Genomic DNA, 14,900 nt, shown 5'->3' with positions numbered 1-14,900 from the left:
TCCAGGAGCGGCACGCGACTCGCATGGTGTTCCGCCCGGTATCGGACCGCGTACCGGACTGGACGCAGGCTCCGGGGGGGAAGTCGCATCCAGTCCGGTATGCGGTTCGTAGGGACTACTTGGAAACCCCGGGAGCCGCTTCCCGGTCACCATGGTGGGGGTGGCGTGATGCTGGAGACGACAGGAATGACCGCAACGTACCGGCCGAGAGTGCTGGCCGTGGACGTGGAGTCACGAGGAATGGAGCGGCTGCATTCCATCCTGGCGCCGGCCGGCTACGACGTGCTGCCTGCCAGCGGGTCGTCGTCCGCGGTGCGGCAGGGGGCGGACCTGGTGCTGCTCGACGTGGAGCGGCCCGGGACGGATGGCCTCGCGGCCTACCGGCGGCTGTTGGCCAACCTGGGCGGCCCGTCGCTCCCGGTCCTCATGCTGACGCCCAGCGCCGACCGGCAGACGCGCCGGCAGGTGCTGGAGGCGGGCGTGGACGACCTGCTCATCACCGAGCCGCTGGACCCACTGGAACTGAAGGTTCGTGTGCATACCCTGTTGGAGCTGAAGGCCCACCGTGAGGCGGGCGGCCAGCGCGCCGAGGCGCTGCTGGACCCGCGCATGCGGTGGGTGGAGATGGAGCGGCTGGCGCGCCTGGGCACGCTGGCGGCGGACGTGGCGCAGAACCTGGGCCGCGTGGGTGAGGGCCTGCAGCGCGCCCTGTCCCACGTCCAGACGCGGGCCATGCAGGGCCAGCTGCCGGACGCCGAGGAGCTGAAGAAGCTGGGCGTGGCGGGCGAGCAGATGCGGCTGCACGGCCAGCACCTGCTCTCGCTGGGCCCCACCAACCCCAAGGACATCCAGCGCTTCGACCTGCGCGACCTGGTGCCCGGCGTGGTGGAGCGGATGCGCGTCGCCGGCCGGCTGGGCTCGGCGGAGGTGAAGGTGCTGCTGCCCGAGGACCCGATTGCGGTGGTCTTCAACCGGCGTCAGCTGGAGCAGGTGCTGGTGGAGCTGTTGTCCAACGCGGTGGACGCGGTGGAGGACGTGAAGGACCGTCCCCGTCGCATCCACGTGGGCGTGGAGCTGCCGGACATGTTCGGCGACTTCGGCCCGCGCATGTTCGTCAAGGACACCGGCATCGGCATCTTCGAGGACGAGGTCGGCGCCGTCTTCGAGCCGTACTACACGACGAAGGCGCCGGAGAAGGGCGCCGGCCTGGGCCTCACCGTGGCGCGCGCCCTGGTGGAAGCCATGGGCGGCAAGCTCACGGTGCAGAGCCGCGTCAACCTGGGCAGCACCTTCGTGGTGGAGCTGCCCGAGCAGACCTCTTCCTGGTAGTCGCGCCCGGCGCGCCCGCCGCTTCTGGAAGGCTCAGAAGCGGTAGGCGATGCCGAAGAGCGCCTCCAGGGTGAACTCGGTGCTGTCGCCCCGGCGGTCGGGGATGAGCGACGGCCCGAGCCGGACGTTGAAGGTGGCGGCGAGGTTGCTGTCGATGAAGTACTCCAGCCCTCCTCCCACCAGGATGGGGAACACCGGGCCGATTCCCTCTCCGAAGTAGACGTGGAAGGGGATGTCCAGGCCCAGGTTCACCATGACGGCGCTCCCCGCGGGGATGCCAATCACCAGGCCCACCGGCAGCGCCAGGCCCACGTCCGTGTCCCCGTCCTGGAAGTAGAAGAAGGGGCCCGGCTGGAAGGTGAAGGCGATGGCCACCTGGGACGTCTGCGCCAGCATCAGCCGCATCCACGCCTGGAACTTGATGCCCGGGTCCGTGTAGCGGACCCAGCCCTCGCGGCCGTAGTTGAAGGTGAACTTGCCGCCGATGTCGAAGCGCTCGGAGCCGCCGTGGAGCAGGCCGAGCGTGATTCCGGGCCAGCCAATCTGACCGGAGAAGGCGGTGTTGCCCCGCCCCATCGAGTCCGCGGCGAGGACGGACCAGCCCTGCCCCCGCTGCGCCAGCGCGGTGCCGGGAAGGGCCAGGAGACAGGCGAGGAGGAATCCGGGAACGAGACGCTTCACACGGTACCTTTCTGCGACGGCCGCACGGGGGCGCGGCCAGTGGATATGGGGGTGTGCCTCAAGACTCAGGCGGGCTGCCCGCGCTCACGCGCGAGCGCCACGAAATCGTCGATGAACCGCGCCAGCCGGGCCTCCGCGCGCTCCCGGGCGCGGGCCATGGGCTCCCCGGGGGCGAGCGATTCCTTCAGCTCGAAGTAGTACTTTATCTTGGGCTCGGTGCCGGACGGCCGCAGGGTGACGCGGCCGCCGCCCTCCAGCTCCAGGGCGAGCACGTTGGACGGAGGCAGCCCCGCCCCGCCCTGCTTGTAGTCGCGCACGGCGCGCACCGGGTCTCCGCCGATGCGCGTGGGCGGCGAGGCGCGGAAGGCGTCCATGATGGCGCGAATCGTCTGGGCGCCCGAGGCGCCGGGCAGCGTGACGTTGCGCTGGGCGCCCACGTACAGGCCGTGGCGGCGCTGGATTTCCTCCAGGTAGCCGAGCACCGTGGTGCCGCGCGACTGACACCACGCGGCCAGGTCCGCCATGACGAGCGCCGAGCCCACGCCGTCCTTGTCCCGCGCCACCGTGCCCACGGTGTAGCCGAGCGCCTCCTCGTAGCCGAAGACGAACTGCGTGCCCTCGGCGCGCTCGCGCTCCAGGGCGCGGTTGGCAATCCACTTGAAGCCGGTGAGCACCTCGTCATAGGCCGCGCCCAGCGCACGGGCGATGTCCCCCAGCTGCGTGGACGAGACGATGGTGGTGACGACGTGCGGCCGCGCGCGCTTCGTGCCCTGGGTGAGCATGTAGTGGCCCAGCAGCACGCCCACCTCGTTGCCGGTGAGCAGGCGCAGCGTACCGTCCGCGTCGCGCGCCATGACGGCCAGCCGGTCCGCGTCCGGGTCATTGGCCAGCACCAGGTCCGCGCTCACCCGATCCGCGGTGGCGCGCGACAGGTCCATGGCGCCGGGCTCCTCCGGGTTGGGGAAGCGCACCGTGGGGAAGCGGCCGTCCGGCAGCTGCTGCTCCGACACCGCGGTGAAGCGCGGGAAGCCCGCCTCGCGCAGGGCGCGCTCCGCCCAGACGCCGCCCACGCCGTGCATGGCGGTGTAGACGATGGACAGCGTGTCGGAGCCGCGCTTGTGCACGCGCAGCCCGAGGATGGCGCGCAGGTACTCCTCCCCCACCCCGTCCTCCAGCTCCCGCCACAGGCCCTTGGTGCGGGCGTCGTCCGGGGCGAGCAGGGACACGCGGTTGGCGGGCTCCACCTTCGCGATGGCGGCGGCGATGCCGGTGTCATGCGGGGGGATGATCTGCGCGCCGTTGCCCCAGTAGACCTTGTAGCCGTTGTACTCGGGCGGGTTGTGGCTGGCCGTCACCATGACGGCGGCCGCGGCGTTGAGGTGCAGGGCGGCGAAGGCGACCAGCGGCGTGGGGACCGGGTGCGGGAAGACGTGCGCGGGAATGCCCTCCGCGGCGAGCACGGCGGCGGTGTCCTCCGCCAGCTCCGCGCTCAGCCGGCGCGCGTCGCGCCCCACCACCACGCCGCGCCTGCCGATGTCCGGCACCTGTTCCTTGAGGTAGCGCGCCAGGCCCGCGGTGGTGCGGCGCACCACGGCGCGGTTCATCCGGTTGGGGCCGGCGCCCAGCACGCCGCGCAGGCCGGCGGTGCCGAACTCCAGGTCACCGGCGAAGCGGTCCTGCAGCTCCGCCCAGTCGCCGCGGGCGAGCAGGTCCGCCAGCTCCGCCGCGGTGGACGGGTCCGGGTCCGCCCGGCGCCACGCCTCCGCACGCTCTCTCAGTCCGGTGGTGTCCATGAGCCTCGGGGCCTCGTCTAGCCGTTGGGGGCGCGCGTCGCACGGGGCTCGCGCGCCGGTTGTTCAGGTGTAGTCGGTGAGCTTCTTGCGCGTGGCGCGGCCCTTGGGGCCGTCCTTGGCGCCCTGGCACGTGACGCAGTACTCCGCGTACGGCATGGCGCGCAGCCGGCCCAGGGGCAGCGCGTCGCCGCACTCCTCGCACTCGCCATAGGAGTCCGGCTCGTCGCGCAGCTTGCCCAACGCCTTCAGCACGCGGGCCAGCACGCCATCCATGTTCCGGTTCCGGTTGGAGGCGATGGCCTGCATCATCTCGTTGAGGGGCTGCTCGTCCTCGTCGCCGCCGATGCGCGCGTCGTCGGTGCGGTTGGGCTCTATCCTCGCCGGCGTCTTCTCCGTCAGCTCGGCGTGGAGGGCCAGGAGCAGCTTCTTGAAGTCCTCTCGCTGTTTCTCGTTCACGTCGCCGCCGTGGGTCAGTACTTCGCGGTGGAGGACTGGCCCGTGACGATGGCCACCGACGCGGACGCGCCCAGGCGGTTGGCGCCCGCGCGCAGCATCTTCATCGCGTCGTCCGCGGAGCGGATGCCACCGGACGCCTTCACGCCCACGTCGTCGCCCACCACCCGGCGCATCAGCGCCACGTCCTCGGCGGTGGCGCCCCCCGGGCCGAAGCCGGTGGACGTCTTCACGAAGGTGGCCCCCGCGGCCTTGGACAGCGCGCAGGCGATGACCTTCTCCTCGTCCGTGAGCTGGCCCGTCTCCAGGATGACCTTCACCGGCACCGGGCCGCAGGCGTCCACCACCGCGGCGATGTCCTGGTGCACCAGGGCATGGTCCCGGGCCTTGAGCGCGCCCAGGTTGAGCACCATGTCGATTTCCCGCGCCCCGGCGCGGATGGCCTCGCGGGCCTCGAAGGCCTTGGCGGACGGCAGCGACGCGCCCAGCGGGAAGCCCACCACGGCGATGGGCACGGTGGAGGAGCCCGCCAGCACCTTCGCGGCGGTGGCCACATGCACGCTGTTCACGCACACGGTGGCGAAGCCGTGCTGCCGGGCCTCCTCGGCCACCTTCACCACGTCCTGGGCGCGGGCCTCGGGCTTGAGCAGCGTGTGGTCGATGTAGGGGGCCAGCTCCGCCGGGGAGCGCAGGGCCTCCACGTCGACACGGCCCGTGGCCGGCCGGGTGGCGGGCGCCGCGGCGGCGTTGGCTTCCTGGGTCGAGGCTTCCTTCCAGGCGTGCATGCGTCGGCGGGCCTGGTCGGCGATCTCCTCGACGAACTTGATGACGTCCTCGGAGTCGGACATGCCGGCCCCTTAGCCCACTTCCCGCCCCTCGGGAAGCGCTCGGACGGGGAGCACGCATCCACTGCTCCCCCAGGTGCCGAGGGTGGGAGCACGGCGCTAGAGTCCGCTGCGTGACGTCCTTCACCCGGTGGCTCACCCTCCTCGTCCTCCTGCTGGCCCCGCTGACGGGCCTCGCCGCGGCGCCGTCCGCCGCCAGCCGGCCGCTCACGGTGTATTTCTTCGACGTGGGCCAGGGGGACGCGGCCCTCGTCGTCTCGCCCACGGGGAAGACGGTCCTCATCGACGGCGGCCCGCCCGAGGCGCGAGAGCGGCTGGCGCGCCGGCTGCGCGAGCTGGTGAAGGAGCCGCTGGACCTGGTCATCCTCACGCACCCGCACCTGGACCACCTGGGAGGCCTCACCGAGGCGGTGCGCGCGGTGGGAGCGAAGCGCTTCATGGACCCGGGCTTCGACCACCCGAGCGACGCCTACCGCGACCTGCTGGACTTCGTGGGCGGGGCGGTGGGCCAGGTGATGACGCCGGAGCCCAACCCGAAGTCCCCCGAGACGCTGCTCACCATCGGCCTGGGCGAGGGCGTGTCCCTCAGCGTGCTCTGGCCGCGCGTGCCCCAGGAGCCCTTCCTGGACGACACGCGCTCGGACCCGAACTCCAACTCCATCGTCGCAAAGCTGACGTATGGGAAGACGGCCATCCTCTTCACGGGCGACGCCGAGCCGGACACGGAGGCCGCCCTTCTCCAGAAGCGCATCGACTTCACCTCCACCGTGCTCAAGGTCGCCCACCATGGCGGGCGCCACTCGTCCACCGCCGCGTTCCTCGCCGCAGTGAAGCCGAAGGCCGCCGTCATCTCCTGCGGCGTGGGCAACGACTACGGGCACCCCACCCCGGAGGCGCTGGAGCGACTGAAGGCCACGGGCGCCCGCGTCTTCCGCACCGACCAGGACGGCGAGGTGGTGGCCGTGAGCGATGGCACCTCCGTCAGCCTGCGCGCGGGCAACGGGGGCGCGGCCCTGGTGGCGCCCGGTGGGGTGAAGCCCGGCCCCGTCGCGCTCGGCCCCATCCTCCCGAGCCCTTCGCGGGCCCGGCGCTCACGGGACAGGGAGCCCGAGCCCGCCCCGCGCGGCGGCACGGGCGCCGTCACCGTGAAGCGGCCCGACCCGGCGCCCCCCACGACGCCCCGGGGGAGCGCGGCCGTCGGCGCGGAGGTCTCGCGCTTCATCGGGCTGAAGGGCAGCAAGGTGTTCCACCGCGAGGACTGCGGGGCGCTGAAGCGCTCCAAGTCCGAGCGCACCGTGTATACGAGCCGTGACGCCGCCGCCCGCGAGCGTCGCCCCGCCGAGGACTGCCACCCATGAGCCCGCGCCTGTTCTCCATCCTCGGGGTGCTGCTGGCCGTGGTGGCCTGCAAGGAGCCCCCGCCGCCCGGGGCCGCCGAGCCGCGGCAGCCCGCCGAGCCGCAGCAGCGCCGCGCCGAGCCCCGGCGCTACTTCGGCGGCGCCCCGGACGGGAAGCTGCACGTCTACTTCTTCAACGTGGGCCAGGGAGACGCCGCGCTCATCGTGTCGCCCGAGGGGCACACGGTGCTGGTGGACTCGGGCCCGGCGTCCGCGGCGGACCACCTGGTGAACCGGCTGCCGGAGCTGCTCACGCAGCGGCTGGACCTGGTCGTCCTCACGCACCCGCACGAGGACCACCACGGCGCGCTGGAGCCGGTGCTGCGGCGGGTGGGCGCCCGGCAGCTGCTGGAGCCGCGCGTCGGCGACACGCCGCCGGAGTACGACGCCCTGCTCGCCACGCTCGGTGAGCAGGGGATGGAAATCCTCTCGCCCTCGCCGCCGCCGTCCACGCCCAACGCGCCGCTGCGCCTGTCGCTGGGCACGGGCGTGGAGCTCACCGTGCTGTGGCCCCGGCCTCCGGAGGAGCGGCTCGAGGTGCCGGGGGCGGTGGTGGAGGCCAACTCCATCGTCCTGCGCCTCACGTACGGCGACACGGCCGTGCTCTTCACGGGTGACGCGCATGCGAGGACGGAGGCGCACCTGCTGTCCCTCGGCGCGCCCCTCAAGGCCACGCTGCTCAAGGTGGCCGCCCACGGCGCGGAGGGGCCCACCACCGATGCCTTCCTGAAGGCGGTGGAGCCCCGCGCCGCCGTCATCTCCGTGGGCCCCGACAACACGCGCGGCGCGCCCGCGCCCGGCACGGTGAAGCGCCTGCAGGCGAAGGGCGCCCAGGTGTTCCGCACCGACGTGGAGGGCGAGGTGCAGGTGGTGGGGGACGGGAAGACGCTCGTCATCACCCCGCAGCGCCTGCCCGCCGGCGTGCCGGAGGACACGCGCTACACCTTCGCCGGCCTGAGCAGCGGCGGGGCCGTCGCCAACGCCGCGTCCGCCACCGGGCCCGAGGGGGACGTGCCCCTGGCGAAGCCCTCGAAGCCGCCAGCGTCGAAGACCCAGACGTCACGGACGGGGTCCGGCGGCCGCGACTCCACGGACCTGTCGCGCTACGGCCAGGTGGTGGACATCGACGCCCTGCCCTCCTCGGACACGCCCCCCCGCCCGCGCCCCGAGGCCCGCCCGCCGCGCGGCGGCACGCAGCCGGGCGCCATGTCCGCTGGAGGCTATATCGGCAGCAGCAGGACGGACGTCTTCCACCTGCCCTCCTGCAGCAGCGCGAAGAGGATCAAGAGGGAGAACCGGGTCACCTTCCCGACTCGCGACGAGGCCATCTCCCAGCGCCGCCGGCCCGCCAAGGACTGCAACCCGTAGAGGAGCCCCGACATGCCCCGGGCCACGCTGGACCGCATCGAGGATGACGTCGCCGTGCTCATCGTGGAGGGCCGCCAGCTGACGCGCCCGCTCCGCGAGCTCCCCGAGGGGGTGCGCGAGGGCGACGTGCTGGACCTGGACACGCTGGTGGTGGACCGCGAGGCCACCAAGGCCCTGCGCGCCCAGGTGCGCGAGGCCCGCCAGCGGGCGAAGCGCGGGAAGAAGCCGCCCCCCTCCGGCGACTTCGACCTGTAGCTCAGGCGGGCGCCGCGGGCCGGGCCCGGGGCAGCAGCACCGCCAGCAGCCCCGCGCTCACCGCCGCCAGCACGCCCGCGACGAGGAAGGCCGGCGCGCTGCCCCACCCCGTCCACAGCGCGCCGAACAGCAGGCCCGCGGCCAGCGAGGCCCCGCCGGTGAGCCCGTTGTAGAGGCCGAAGGCGCGCCCGCGCGCGGCCGCCGGCACCAGCGACGTGAGCAGGGCCTTCTCCGCCCCCTCCGCCAGCGCGTGGTACAGCCCGTAGAAGGCCATGACGGCCAGCGTGCCGGGCACGCCCCGCACCTGGGAGAGCGCCACGTAGCTGAGCGCGTACAGCGCCCAGCCCGCGAGCACCACGCGCGAGGAGCCCAGCCGGTCCGCCAGCCAGCCGGCCGGGTACGAGACGGCCGCCTTCACCGCGTGCAGCATCAGCCACGCCATCGGCAGCAGCGCGGGCGGAGCGCCCTCCTCGGACAGCTTCAGCAGCAGGAAGGCGTCCGTGGAGTTGGCCACGCCGAAGAGCACCACCGGCACCAGGAAGTACGCCAGCCGCCGGGGCACCGGCTCCAGCGCCGCGCCCTTCCCCCGCGCCACCGGCTCGCGCGCGGGCTCGGGCACCACGAAGATGCAGAGCACCGCCAAGAGCCCCGGCACCGCCGCCGCCAGGAACACCTGCTCCGTGCTCAGGCCCCACGCCACCAGCGCCATGGCCACCAGCGCGCCCAGCGCCGCGCCCGCGTGGTCCATGCCCCGGTGGAAGCCGAAGGCCCGCCCCCGCGTCCCCTCCGGCACCGAGTGCGCGATGATGGCGTCACGCGGGCTGCTGCGCAGCCCCTTGCCCACCCTGTCCAGCGAGCGCACCAACAGCGGCTGCCAGGGCAGGGTGACGAAGGCCATCAGCGGCCGCGCCAGCGACGACACGCCGTAGCCCAGCAGCACCAGCGGCTTGAGGTTGCGCGCCCGGTCCGCCCACACGCCGGAGCGGTACTTGAGGAGCGCGGACACCAGGTCCGCCAGCCCCTCCATGCCGCCCAGCAGCAGCGGCGCGGCGGGGAAGCGCGCCGCGAGGAACGCGGGCAGCAGCGGGAAGATCATCTCGCTGCTCACGTCCGTCAGCAGCGACACCAGCCCCAGCAGCACCACCGCCCGGGGCAGGCGGGCACCGCCCACCCGCTCGGGGGCAGTGCCCGTCTCCGGGGGCGCCTTGCGCACCACGGGCTCCGGCGGCGTCACGGCGGGCGGCGGCTACATCGACCCGGAGAGGACGAGCGGAATCTCAAGGTCCACGTCCTCACCCGAGAAGGCGGAGAAGACCATGTTCTTCGCGCGGTCGCGGATGCAGGTGCCCACGCTGGAGCGGTTCAGCGCGGGCTTGTCGAGCGTGGCGGCCTTCACCTTGCCGGAGGTGCCCACCGTGGCGGTGAGCGTCACCTTGCCCACCTTGAACGACGGGTTCTTGCGCAGCTCGGTCTCCACGCAGGAGCGGAACGCGTCCTGCGCCCGGTCCACCACGCGCTCCACCTCCTCGTCCGAGGGGCCACCCACCTCGTCCGAGTCCGTCGCGGCGACCTCCGCGTCCTTGCGCACGTCCGGGCCCACGTCCTTCTTGTCCGCGTCCGCGTAGACGGCCTGGAGCTGCTCCGCGGACGGAGGCGCCACGGCCCCCGACTCGGTGCCGGCCCCGGGCGGAGGCGCCTCGCCCGTGGGCGCGGGAGCGGGCTCCACCGGCTCGGCGGGAGCGGCGGGGCGCTTCTCGGCTGGCGCGGCGGCCGGCTTCGGCTTCGGCGCGGGAGGCGGCGCGGAGCGACCGAGCAGCTTGTCGCGCAGCGCGCCCACGCCCTTGGTCGAGAAGACGGGCTGCTCCACCGCGTTGCCCTCGGCGTCCACTGTCTGCACGCGCAGCGGCACCACGCCCAGCGTCTCCGACAGGAGGTACGCGCCGCCCAGCGGGACGACGAGCAGCAGCAGCACGAACACGGCGTACTTCCAGGCCGGGTTGCGCCGCGTCACGCCCGATTTCGCGGCGAAGTGGCGGGTGTCCTCCACCGGCTGGCGGTCGTCGCCGTCATCCCCGCCGAGCTGCGCCAGCGGGTCCTCGTGCCGACGGTGGCCCTCGTCCTCGCTGCCGTCACCCCGGTTGCCGGGCAGGTCCAGGTCGGAGAACAGGTCGTCGTTCAGCGGCGCGGCCTTCGCGGCCGGCGCGGCCCCATGCCCCGCCCGACGGGCCTGGGGGTTGGAGCGCGGCTCCGGCTCATGGTGGAAGAAGGTGTTCTCCGGAACGTCCTCCTCCGGCGGGTCGGCCTGGTCCGAGGGCCATTGCTGCTGGTCGGGCTCCTGGGGGAACTCCGGCTCCGGCGCCACGAAGGGCTGGGGCTCCGGCTCACGGCGTGCCGGCGCGGCGCGCGCCGAGCGGCCAGGCGCGGGGGCTGGAGGCGGCTCGGCCACCGGGGGAGGCGGCGGCGGAGGCGGCTCGGGCGCGGGGGGCGGCGCGAAGAGGCCGGCCAGCTCGGGCAGGTCCGCGCCGCGCTTCCAGTCCGCCATGCCCTGCTGCCAGAAGAAGCTGCGGCCCGTGACGGTGCCGGTGGCAATCAGCTCCCGGAGGAGTCCCTCGTCCAGGGGGCCCTCCTGCTTGTTGCGCACCATGACGAACCAGGGCGAGCCCGTCGCCTTCATGGGCGCGGCGCGGGTGGGCTCGTCGTCCCAGGGCGTCTGGAGGGCAGCGGCGGGCGCGCGCGTCGTCACCGGGGCGGCCGCCACCGGCGCCGCCGCAGACACGGGCGCACTGGCCGCGGGGTCCGCCAGGGAGCGCTCCTGGGCGCGGATGCGCTCCACGTCCGCGAGCGACACCACGCGGGTGTTCTCCTCTTCAGCGGGGCCTTCGACGGTGATGACGTTCTGGCAGTTCTTGCAGCGGACCTTGACCGTCTTGCCGCGGACCTTTTCGTCCGCAATGGAATACCGCTTCTGGCAATTGTCGCAGGTGAAGTTCAAGGGGCGTCCGGCTTCCGGGGGGAAAACGCGGGTCGGATGCTACCGCTAGAAATCTCCCGCGCAAACCACCGGTTGACTCTGTCCGACAGCCCAACTATTCAGCCGCCCTCCCGTTTCTCCACTCGCGCTTTCAAAGGTGGCGAATGCCGGCGAAGGATCTTGGAACGAAGCACGTCTGCTTCAAGTGCCAGACGAAGTTCTACGACATGAAGAAGCCGGACCCGCTCTGCCCGAAGTGTGGGGCGGACCAGCGGGAGAGCCCGGCGCTCAAGCCACAGCCCGAAGGGCGTCGTGGCCGCCTCGCGGCGGCCCCGAAGGTCATCGAGCCCATCGAGCCTGAGGAGCCAGCCGCCGCGGGCGAGGAGGAGGAGGAAGAGCTGGAGGCCTTCGACGACGAAGAAGCCGCCGCCGAGCCCGAAGAAGAAGACATCTAGGTTTCAGAAGCACCAGGGGCTCCACGGCGCAAGCCGGGAGCCCCTTCGCTTTTCCAGGACATCCGTGTCGTGGGTTGCCGGCCGCGCCGCGCCCCCCGGGAGGACTCAGGTCCCCGAGGCGGGCGTCAGCTCGAGGAGCGCCCGGCGGATCTGCTCGTACAGGCCGGGTCCCATCTCCTGCATGCCTACGGGCCGCGTGCTCGCCTTGCGGGGTGGCGACTCCAGCGTGCCCAGGTCGCTCGTGATGTTCGTCCGCTTCTTCGGCTGGTGCATGACTCGGCCCCCTCTTGCTCGTGCTCTTGCGCGTCAGTCTTATAGCAATATTTCCGCTGGAGCGGAAACCGAATTCGAAAATCGGCCTCTTACCTACTTAGACGTCGAGCGCGGGAAATCTTCCTCGCGCCCCTGCAGATCATCCCACCTACCCCAGAGGCCTGGGTCTATTTCAGTTCGGCCACGGCCCAGTCCTGCTCGACCTGGACGGTCTCCCCGGCGCGAACATTCACGGTCCGTGCCACTTCGGGCAGGCGCTCGTGCCAGAGGACGACGGTGTGGGTCCCCTCGGGGACCTCCAGGCGGAAGCGGCCGTCCGCGCCGGTGGTGGCGAAGTAGGAATGGTCGAAGGTGCGCACCAGGGCCCGCATCCACGGGTGGACGTCACAGCGGATGGGGACGGCGCCGGCCTGCGCGGGCAGCTGCCGGCGGACCGTCATGCCCTCCAGGGGCATGGCCACGTTGAAGAACGAACGGTTGGTGCCATGGGCGGCGCGCACGTTGTGGACCAGCGGGTCCGAGTTGCGAATCGCCAGGGAGGCGCCGGCCTTCGCGGCCACGACAGGCGGGTCATAGACGCACTTCTTCTGGTCCAGCACCGGCTCCGCGGCGGGGCTCCGGGCGGCGGGGAGCCTGGCGCCTTCCTTCAGCGACACCACGACATGGGCGAGCGCCCCCTCGCCGCCGACGACGAGCGAGCGATCTTCCGCCTGCTCTCCGCACACGGAGACGACGGTGCCGGAGGTGGGCGCGAGTGCGGGCGGCGGCGGCGTGCCGGTGAGCCGGAGGCGGCCCTCGAGGGTGCCCCACCCCGTGGCGACGGGCGCCGGGGCAGCGGGGGCCGGAGTGGCGGCAGGTGCCGGAGGCGCGGCGGGAGGCGTGGCGGACTCGCGACAGGCGGGCGTCAGCGCGAGCAGGAGCGGACAGAGCAGGAGGGGTCGGAACACGCGCTCCGGTCTAACGGGAGCGTGAAGCTGATTCAAACGCCGAATGCCCGCCAGGCCTCCAAGGGATGACTCATGGCCCATTTGGGCGTTGGACCCCCATCAGCCTTGTTGGTACAAGAGCGTGGCCGTACACGGTGCGGCCCTGTGGGAGGCAGCAACTTTGCGGGAGAAATTGAAAGCGCTGGCGGAGCTGCAGAACGTGGACCTCGAGGTCGCTTCGCTCCGGAAGGCCGCGGACGTTCACCCCCGTCAGATTGCCGAGCTGGAGCGGGAGCTGGGCGTGGCCCGCAGCGCCATCGAGGCGGAGCGGGCACGACTCACCGACATGGAGCGGCAGAAGACGCAGCTCGAGCAGAACATCACGGACGAGAAGGACAAGGTGAAGAAGTGGGAGGCGCGGCTGAGCGAGCAACGCTCCACCCGCGAGTACTCCGCCCTGGCCCGTGAAATCGACATCGCCAAGAAGGCGAACCTCACGATGGCCGAGGAGCTGGCGGAGCTGACGAAGCAGCTCGGCGCGGCGCGCGAGGCCATCAAGGGCAAGGAAGGCGAGTACGCCACGAAGCAGCAGGGCCTCTCCGGCCGCATGACGGAGCTGCGAGGCAAGCTGGGCGAGGCGGAGGCGCAGGTGAAGGCGCTCGAGGGCCGCCGCTCGGGAGTGTCCGCGAACGTCGACTCCAACCTGCTTCGTCGCTACGAGTCGGTGCGCAAGAAGAAGCTGCCCGCGCTGGTGGGCGTGGTGGCCGGCACCTGCCAGGGCTGCAACATGAACGTGCCCCCGCAGCTCTACAACCAGCTGCGCACCTCGCTGGGCACGGACATCTGCCCGTCCTGCAACCGCATCATCTACGCGGTCGAAGCGCTCCAGGAAGCCCCGGAGACGGCGAAGTAGCAGCCCGACTTCGCTGTCATGTCCGCACCGTCCATCGTCGACATCCTCCGCCACATCGCGCGAGAGGAGCCGCTGTCAGCGACGGTGCGAGCCTTCCGGGGCCTCACCCGGGAGCACGTCGGGCAGCTCCTGGAGGACGCCGCCGCCCGCCTGGGTGGCGAGCCGTCGAGTCGCCCCGAGGGACCTTCCACCCCAGGTGCCGCGGCGTCGGCACCTGTGGAGCCGGAGGTCCGGGCCTCCTCCGAGCCCCTGCCCCGCCTCCGCGTCTACTCAGACGGTGCCGCCCGGGGAAACCCCGGCCCGGCTGGCGCGGGCGCGGTGCTGACGGACCCCGAGGGCCACGTGGTGGCCCGGCTGGGCAGGTTCCTCGGACACCAGACGAACAACCACGCGGAGTACATGGGCCTGCTGCTGGGCCTGAAGCACGCGAAGGCGCTGGGCGCGCGCGAGGTGGAGGTCTTCGCCGACAGCGAGCTGCTCATCCGCCAGCTCGGCGGCCGCTACCAGGTGAAGAGCCCCACGCTGAAGCCGCTGTACGACGAGGCCCGCCTGCTGCTGGCGGCCTTCTCGCAGGTGAAGCTCGTCCACATCCCCCGCGCGAAGAACGCCGAGGCGGATGAGATGAGCAACCGGGCCATCGACGAGAAACTATGACGTCCGGTCTCGACGGATGACCTGTCGAAGGACCTGCTCGACGCGCTCGGGCCTCCTTCCCTCCACGGTCAACACCTCCACTCCGAGCTGGTAGGGGTCCTCGAGCAGGAGCCACTTCAGCCTGGCGTCGACCTCCGAGCGCATGTCGGCGTCCTCGCTGCGCGGGAGCCGAATCCTGTCCGGCTCCTCGATGGGCACGAAGACGATGAGGTCCAGCCGCTGGACAGCGGAGCGAACGCGGTCCATCCACTCTTCCAGCTCGAACGACTCCGCGTCGGGATGCGCCAGCAGGTACCCGAGGAAGTCCACCGGGCATCTGTCCAGCAGCAGGTCCGTCCCTTCCTCATCGGCAAGCGCCAGGGCGCAGCGGAGCTGCTCGACGAAGTCCTCCATCGAGGGAGGATGCGCGAACTCGTACCCCTCCTCTTCGAGGAGCAGATACGGCTCGTCAACGACGCGGTAGCCGTCCAGTCGCTCCTCGACGTCGGCGATGAGCGTCGACTTGCCGCACCGATGGGAGCCACTGAACGCAATGCGCATGGGCCGCCGTATATCGAATCGTGCTCCGCGCTTCCCTTCCTCTCGTCC

At 72.2% G+C, this 14,900-nt stretch carries 16 protein-coding genes; 7 read left to right on the top strand and 9 right to left on the bottom strand.

All coding sequences use genetic code 11. The annotated features are described in order from the left end of the window. Window positions 1-186: 186 nt before the first annotated feature. The gene (locus tag LXT23_RS42765; protein ID WP_253986263.1) at window positions 187-1,329 is read left to right on the top strand and encodes a sensor histidine kinase; all 1,143 of its coding nucleotides are present in this window, start codon (window positions 187-189) and stop codon (window positions 1,327-1,329) included. 33 nt (window positions 1,330-1,362) lie between these two features. On the opposite strand, the gene LXT23_RS42760 is transcribed toward LXT23_RS42765, so the two are convergent. The 4 genes from LXT23_RS42760 to deoC form a co-directional block, all read right to left on the bottom strand. Next, on the bottom strand, window positions 1,363-2,010 hold the full coding sequence (locus LXT23_RS42760; RefSeq protein WP_253986262.1) for a hypothetical protein: 648 nt from the start codon (window positions 2,008-2,010) through the stop codon (window positions 1,363-1,365). A 65-nt stretch (window positions 2,011-2,075) separates the two neighbouring features. Continuing rightward, on the bottom strand, window positions 2,076-3,803 hold the full coding sequence (locus tag LXT23_RS42755) for a phospho-sugar mutase (protein WP_253986261.1): 1,728 nt from the start codon (window positions 3,801-3,803) through the stop codon (window positions 2,076-2,078). 63 nt (window positions 3,804-3,866) lie between these two features. Then, entirely contained in the window at window positions 3,867-4,259 is a 393-nt protein-coding gene (locus LXT23_RS42750) for a TraR/DksA family transcriptional regulator (protein WP_253986260.1), read from the bottom strand. Between the two features lie 14 nt (window positions 4,260-4,273). After that, a complete protein-coding gene (gene deoC / locus LXT23_RS42745; RefSeq protein WP_253986259.1) occupies window positions 4,274-5,104 on the bottom strand; it encodes a deoxyribose-phosphate aldolase in 831 nt (276 codons plus the stop codon). Between the two features lie 110 nt (window positions 5,105-5,214). Between deoC and LXT23_RS42740 the strand changes: the two genes are divergently transcribed. From LXT23_RS42740 to LXT23_RS42730, 3 genes are read left to right on the top strand one after another with little or no spacing between them, the layout of a single operon-like run. Further along, window positions 5,215-6,459, top strand: a complete 1,245-nt coding sequence (locus LXT23_RS42740; RefSeq protein WP_253986258.1) for a ComEC/Rec2 family competence protein — start codon at window positions 5,215-5,217, stop codon at window positions 6,457-6,459. Further along, window positions 6,456-7,865: a ComEC/Rec2 family competence protein gene (locus tag LXT23_RS42735; RefSeq protein WP_253986257.1), complete on the top strand. Its 1,410-nt coding sequence runs from the start codon at window positions 6,456-6,458 to the stop codon at window positions 7,863-7,865. Before LXT23_RS42740 ends, LXT23_RS42735 begins: the two co-directional genes overlap by 4 nt. Before the next feature lie 12 nt (window positions 7,866-7,877). Further along, on the top strand, window positions 7,878-8,120 hold the full coding sequence (locus LXT23_RS42730) for a DUF3006 domain-containing protein (protein ID WP_253986256.1): 243 nt from the start codon (window positions 7,878-7,880) through the stop codon (window positions 8,118-8,120). 1 nt (window position 8,121) lies between these two features. Here LXT23_RS42730 and LXT23_RS42725 read toward each other — a convergent pair whose 3' ends face one another. Together LXT23_RS42725 and LXT23_RS42720 are read right to left on the bottom strand one after the other, a co-directional pair. After that, entirely contained in the window at window positions 8,122-9,354 is a 1,233-nt protein-coding gene (locus LXT23_RS42725; RefSeq protein ID WP_253986255.1) for an MFS transporter, read from the bottom strand. A 12-nt stretch (window positions 9,355-9,366) separates the two neighbouring features. Further along, window positions 9,367-11,112 (bottom strand): AgmX/PglI C-terminal domain-containing protein, encoded by a 1,746-nt coding sequence (locus LXT23_RS42720; RefSeq protein ID WP_253986254.1) that lies wholly within the window; start codon window positions 11,110-11,112, stop codon window positions 9,367-9,369. Between the two features lie 143 nt (window positions 11,113-11,255). Here LXT23_RS42720 and LXT23_RS42715 point away from each other — a divergent pair, with 143 nt between their 5' ends. Further along, the gene (locus LXT23_RS42715; protein ID WP_253986253.1) at window positions 11,256-11,546 is read left to right on the top strand and encodes an FYDLN acid domain-containing protein; all 291 of its coding nucleotides are present in this window, start codon (window positions 11,256-11,258) and stop codon (window positions 11,544-11,546) included. A gap of 105 nt (window positions 11,547-11,651) precedes the next feature. Here LXT23_RS42715 and LXT23_RS42710 read toward each other — a convergent pair whose 3' ends face one another. Together LXT23_RS42710 and LXT23_RS42705 are read right to left on the bottom strand one after the other, a co-directional pair. Further along, window positions 11,652-11,819 carry a hypothetical protein gene (locus LXT23_RS42710; RefSeq protein WP_253986252.1) on the bottom strand — a complete coding sequence of 56 codons (168 nt, stop codon included), beginning with the start codon at window positions 11,817-11,819 and terminating at the stop codon, window positions 11,652-11,654. A 167-nt stretch (window positions 11,820-11,986) separates the two neighbouring features. After that, window positions 11,987-12,766, bottom strand: coding sequence for a cupredoxin domain-containing protein (locus tag LXT23_RS42705; RefSeq protein ID WP_253986251.1), 780 nt, complete (start codon window positions 12,764-12,766; stop codon window positions 11,987-11,989). 160 nt (window positions 12,767-12,926) lie between these two features. On the opposite strand from LXT23_RS42705, the gene LXT23_RS42700 reads away from it, so the two are divergent. Continuing rightward, a complete protein-coding gene (locus LXT23_RS42700; RefSeq protein WP_253986250.1) occupies window positions 12,927-13,658 on the top strand; it encodes a zinc ribbon domain-containing protein in 732 nt (243 codons plus the stop codon). 18 nt (window positions 13,659-13,676) lie between these two features. Next, on the top strand, window positions 13,677-14,312 hold the full coding sequence (locus LXT23_RS42695) for a ribonuclease HI family protein (protein ID WP_253986249.1): 636 nt from the start codon (window positions 13,677-13,679) through the stop codon (window positions 14,310-14,312). Here the strand turns inward: LXT23_RS42695 and LXT23_RS42690 are convergent. Further along, window positions 14,307-14,852, bottom strand: coding sequence for an AAA family ATPase (locus LXT23_RS42690; RefSeq protein ID WP_253986248.1), 546 nt, complete (start codon window positions 14,850-14,852; stop codon window positions 14,307-14,309). The two genes, LXT23_RS42695 and LXT23_RS42690, sit on opposite strands and share 6 nt — an antisense overlap. Window positions 14,853-14,900 lie beyond the last annotated feature (48 nt).

It is taken from the genome of Pyxidicoccus xibeiensis (genome assembly GCF_024198175.1).
Taxonomy (GTDB): Bacteria; Myxococcota; Myxococcia; order Myxococcales; family Myxococcaceae; genus Myxococcus; species Myxococcus xibeiensis.
This window is presented reverse-complemented; position numbering and strand designations above follow the sequence as displayed.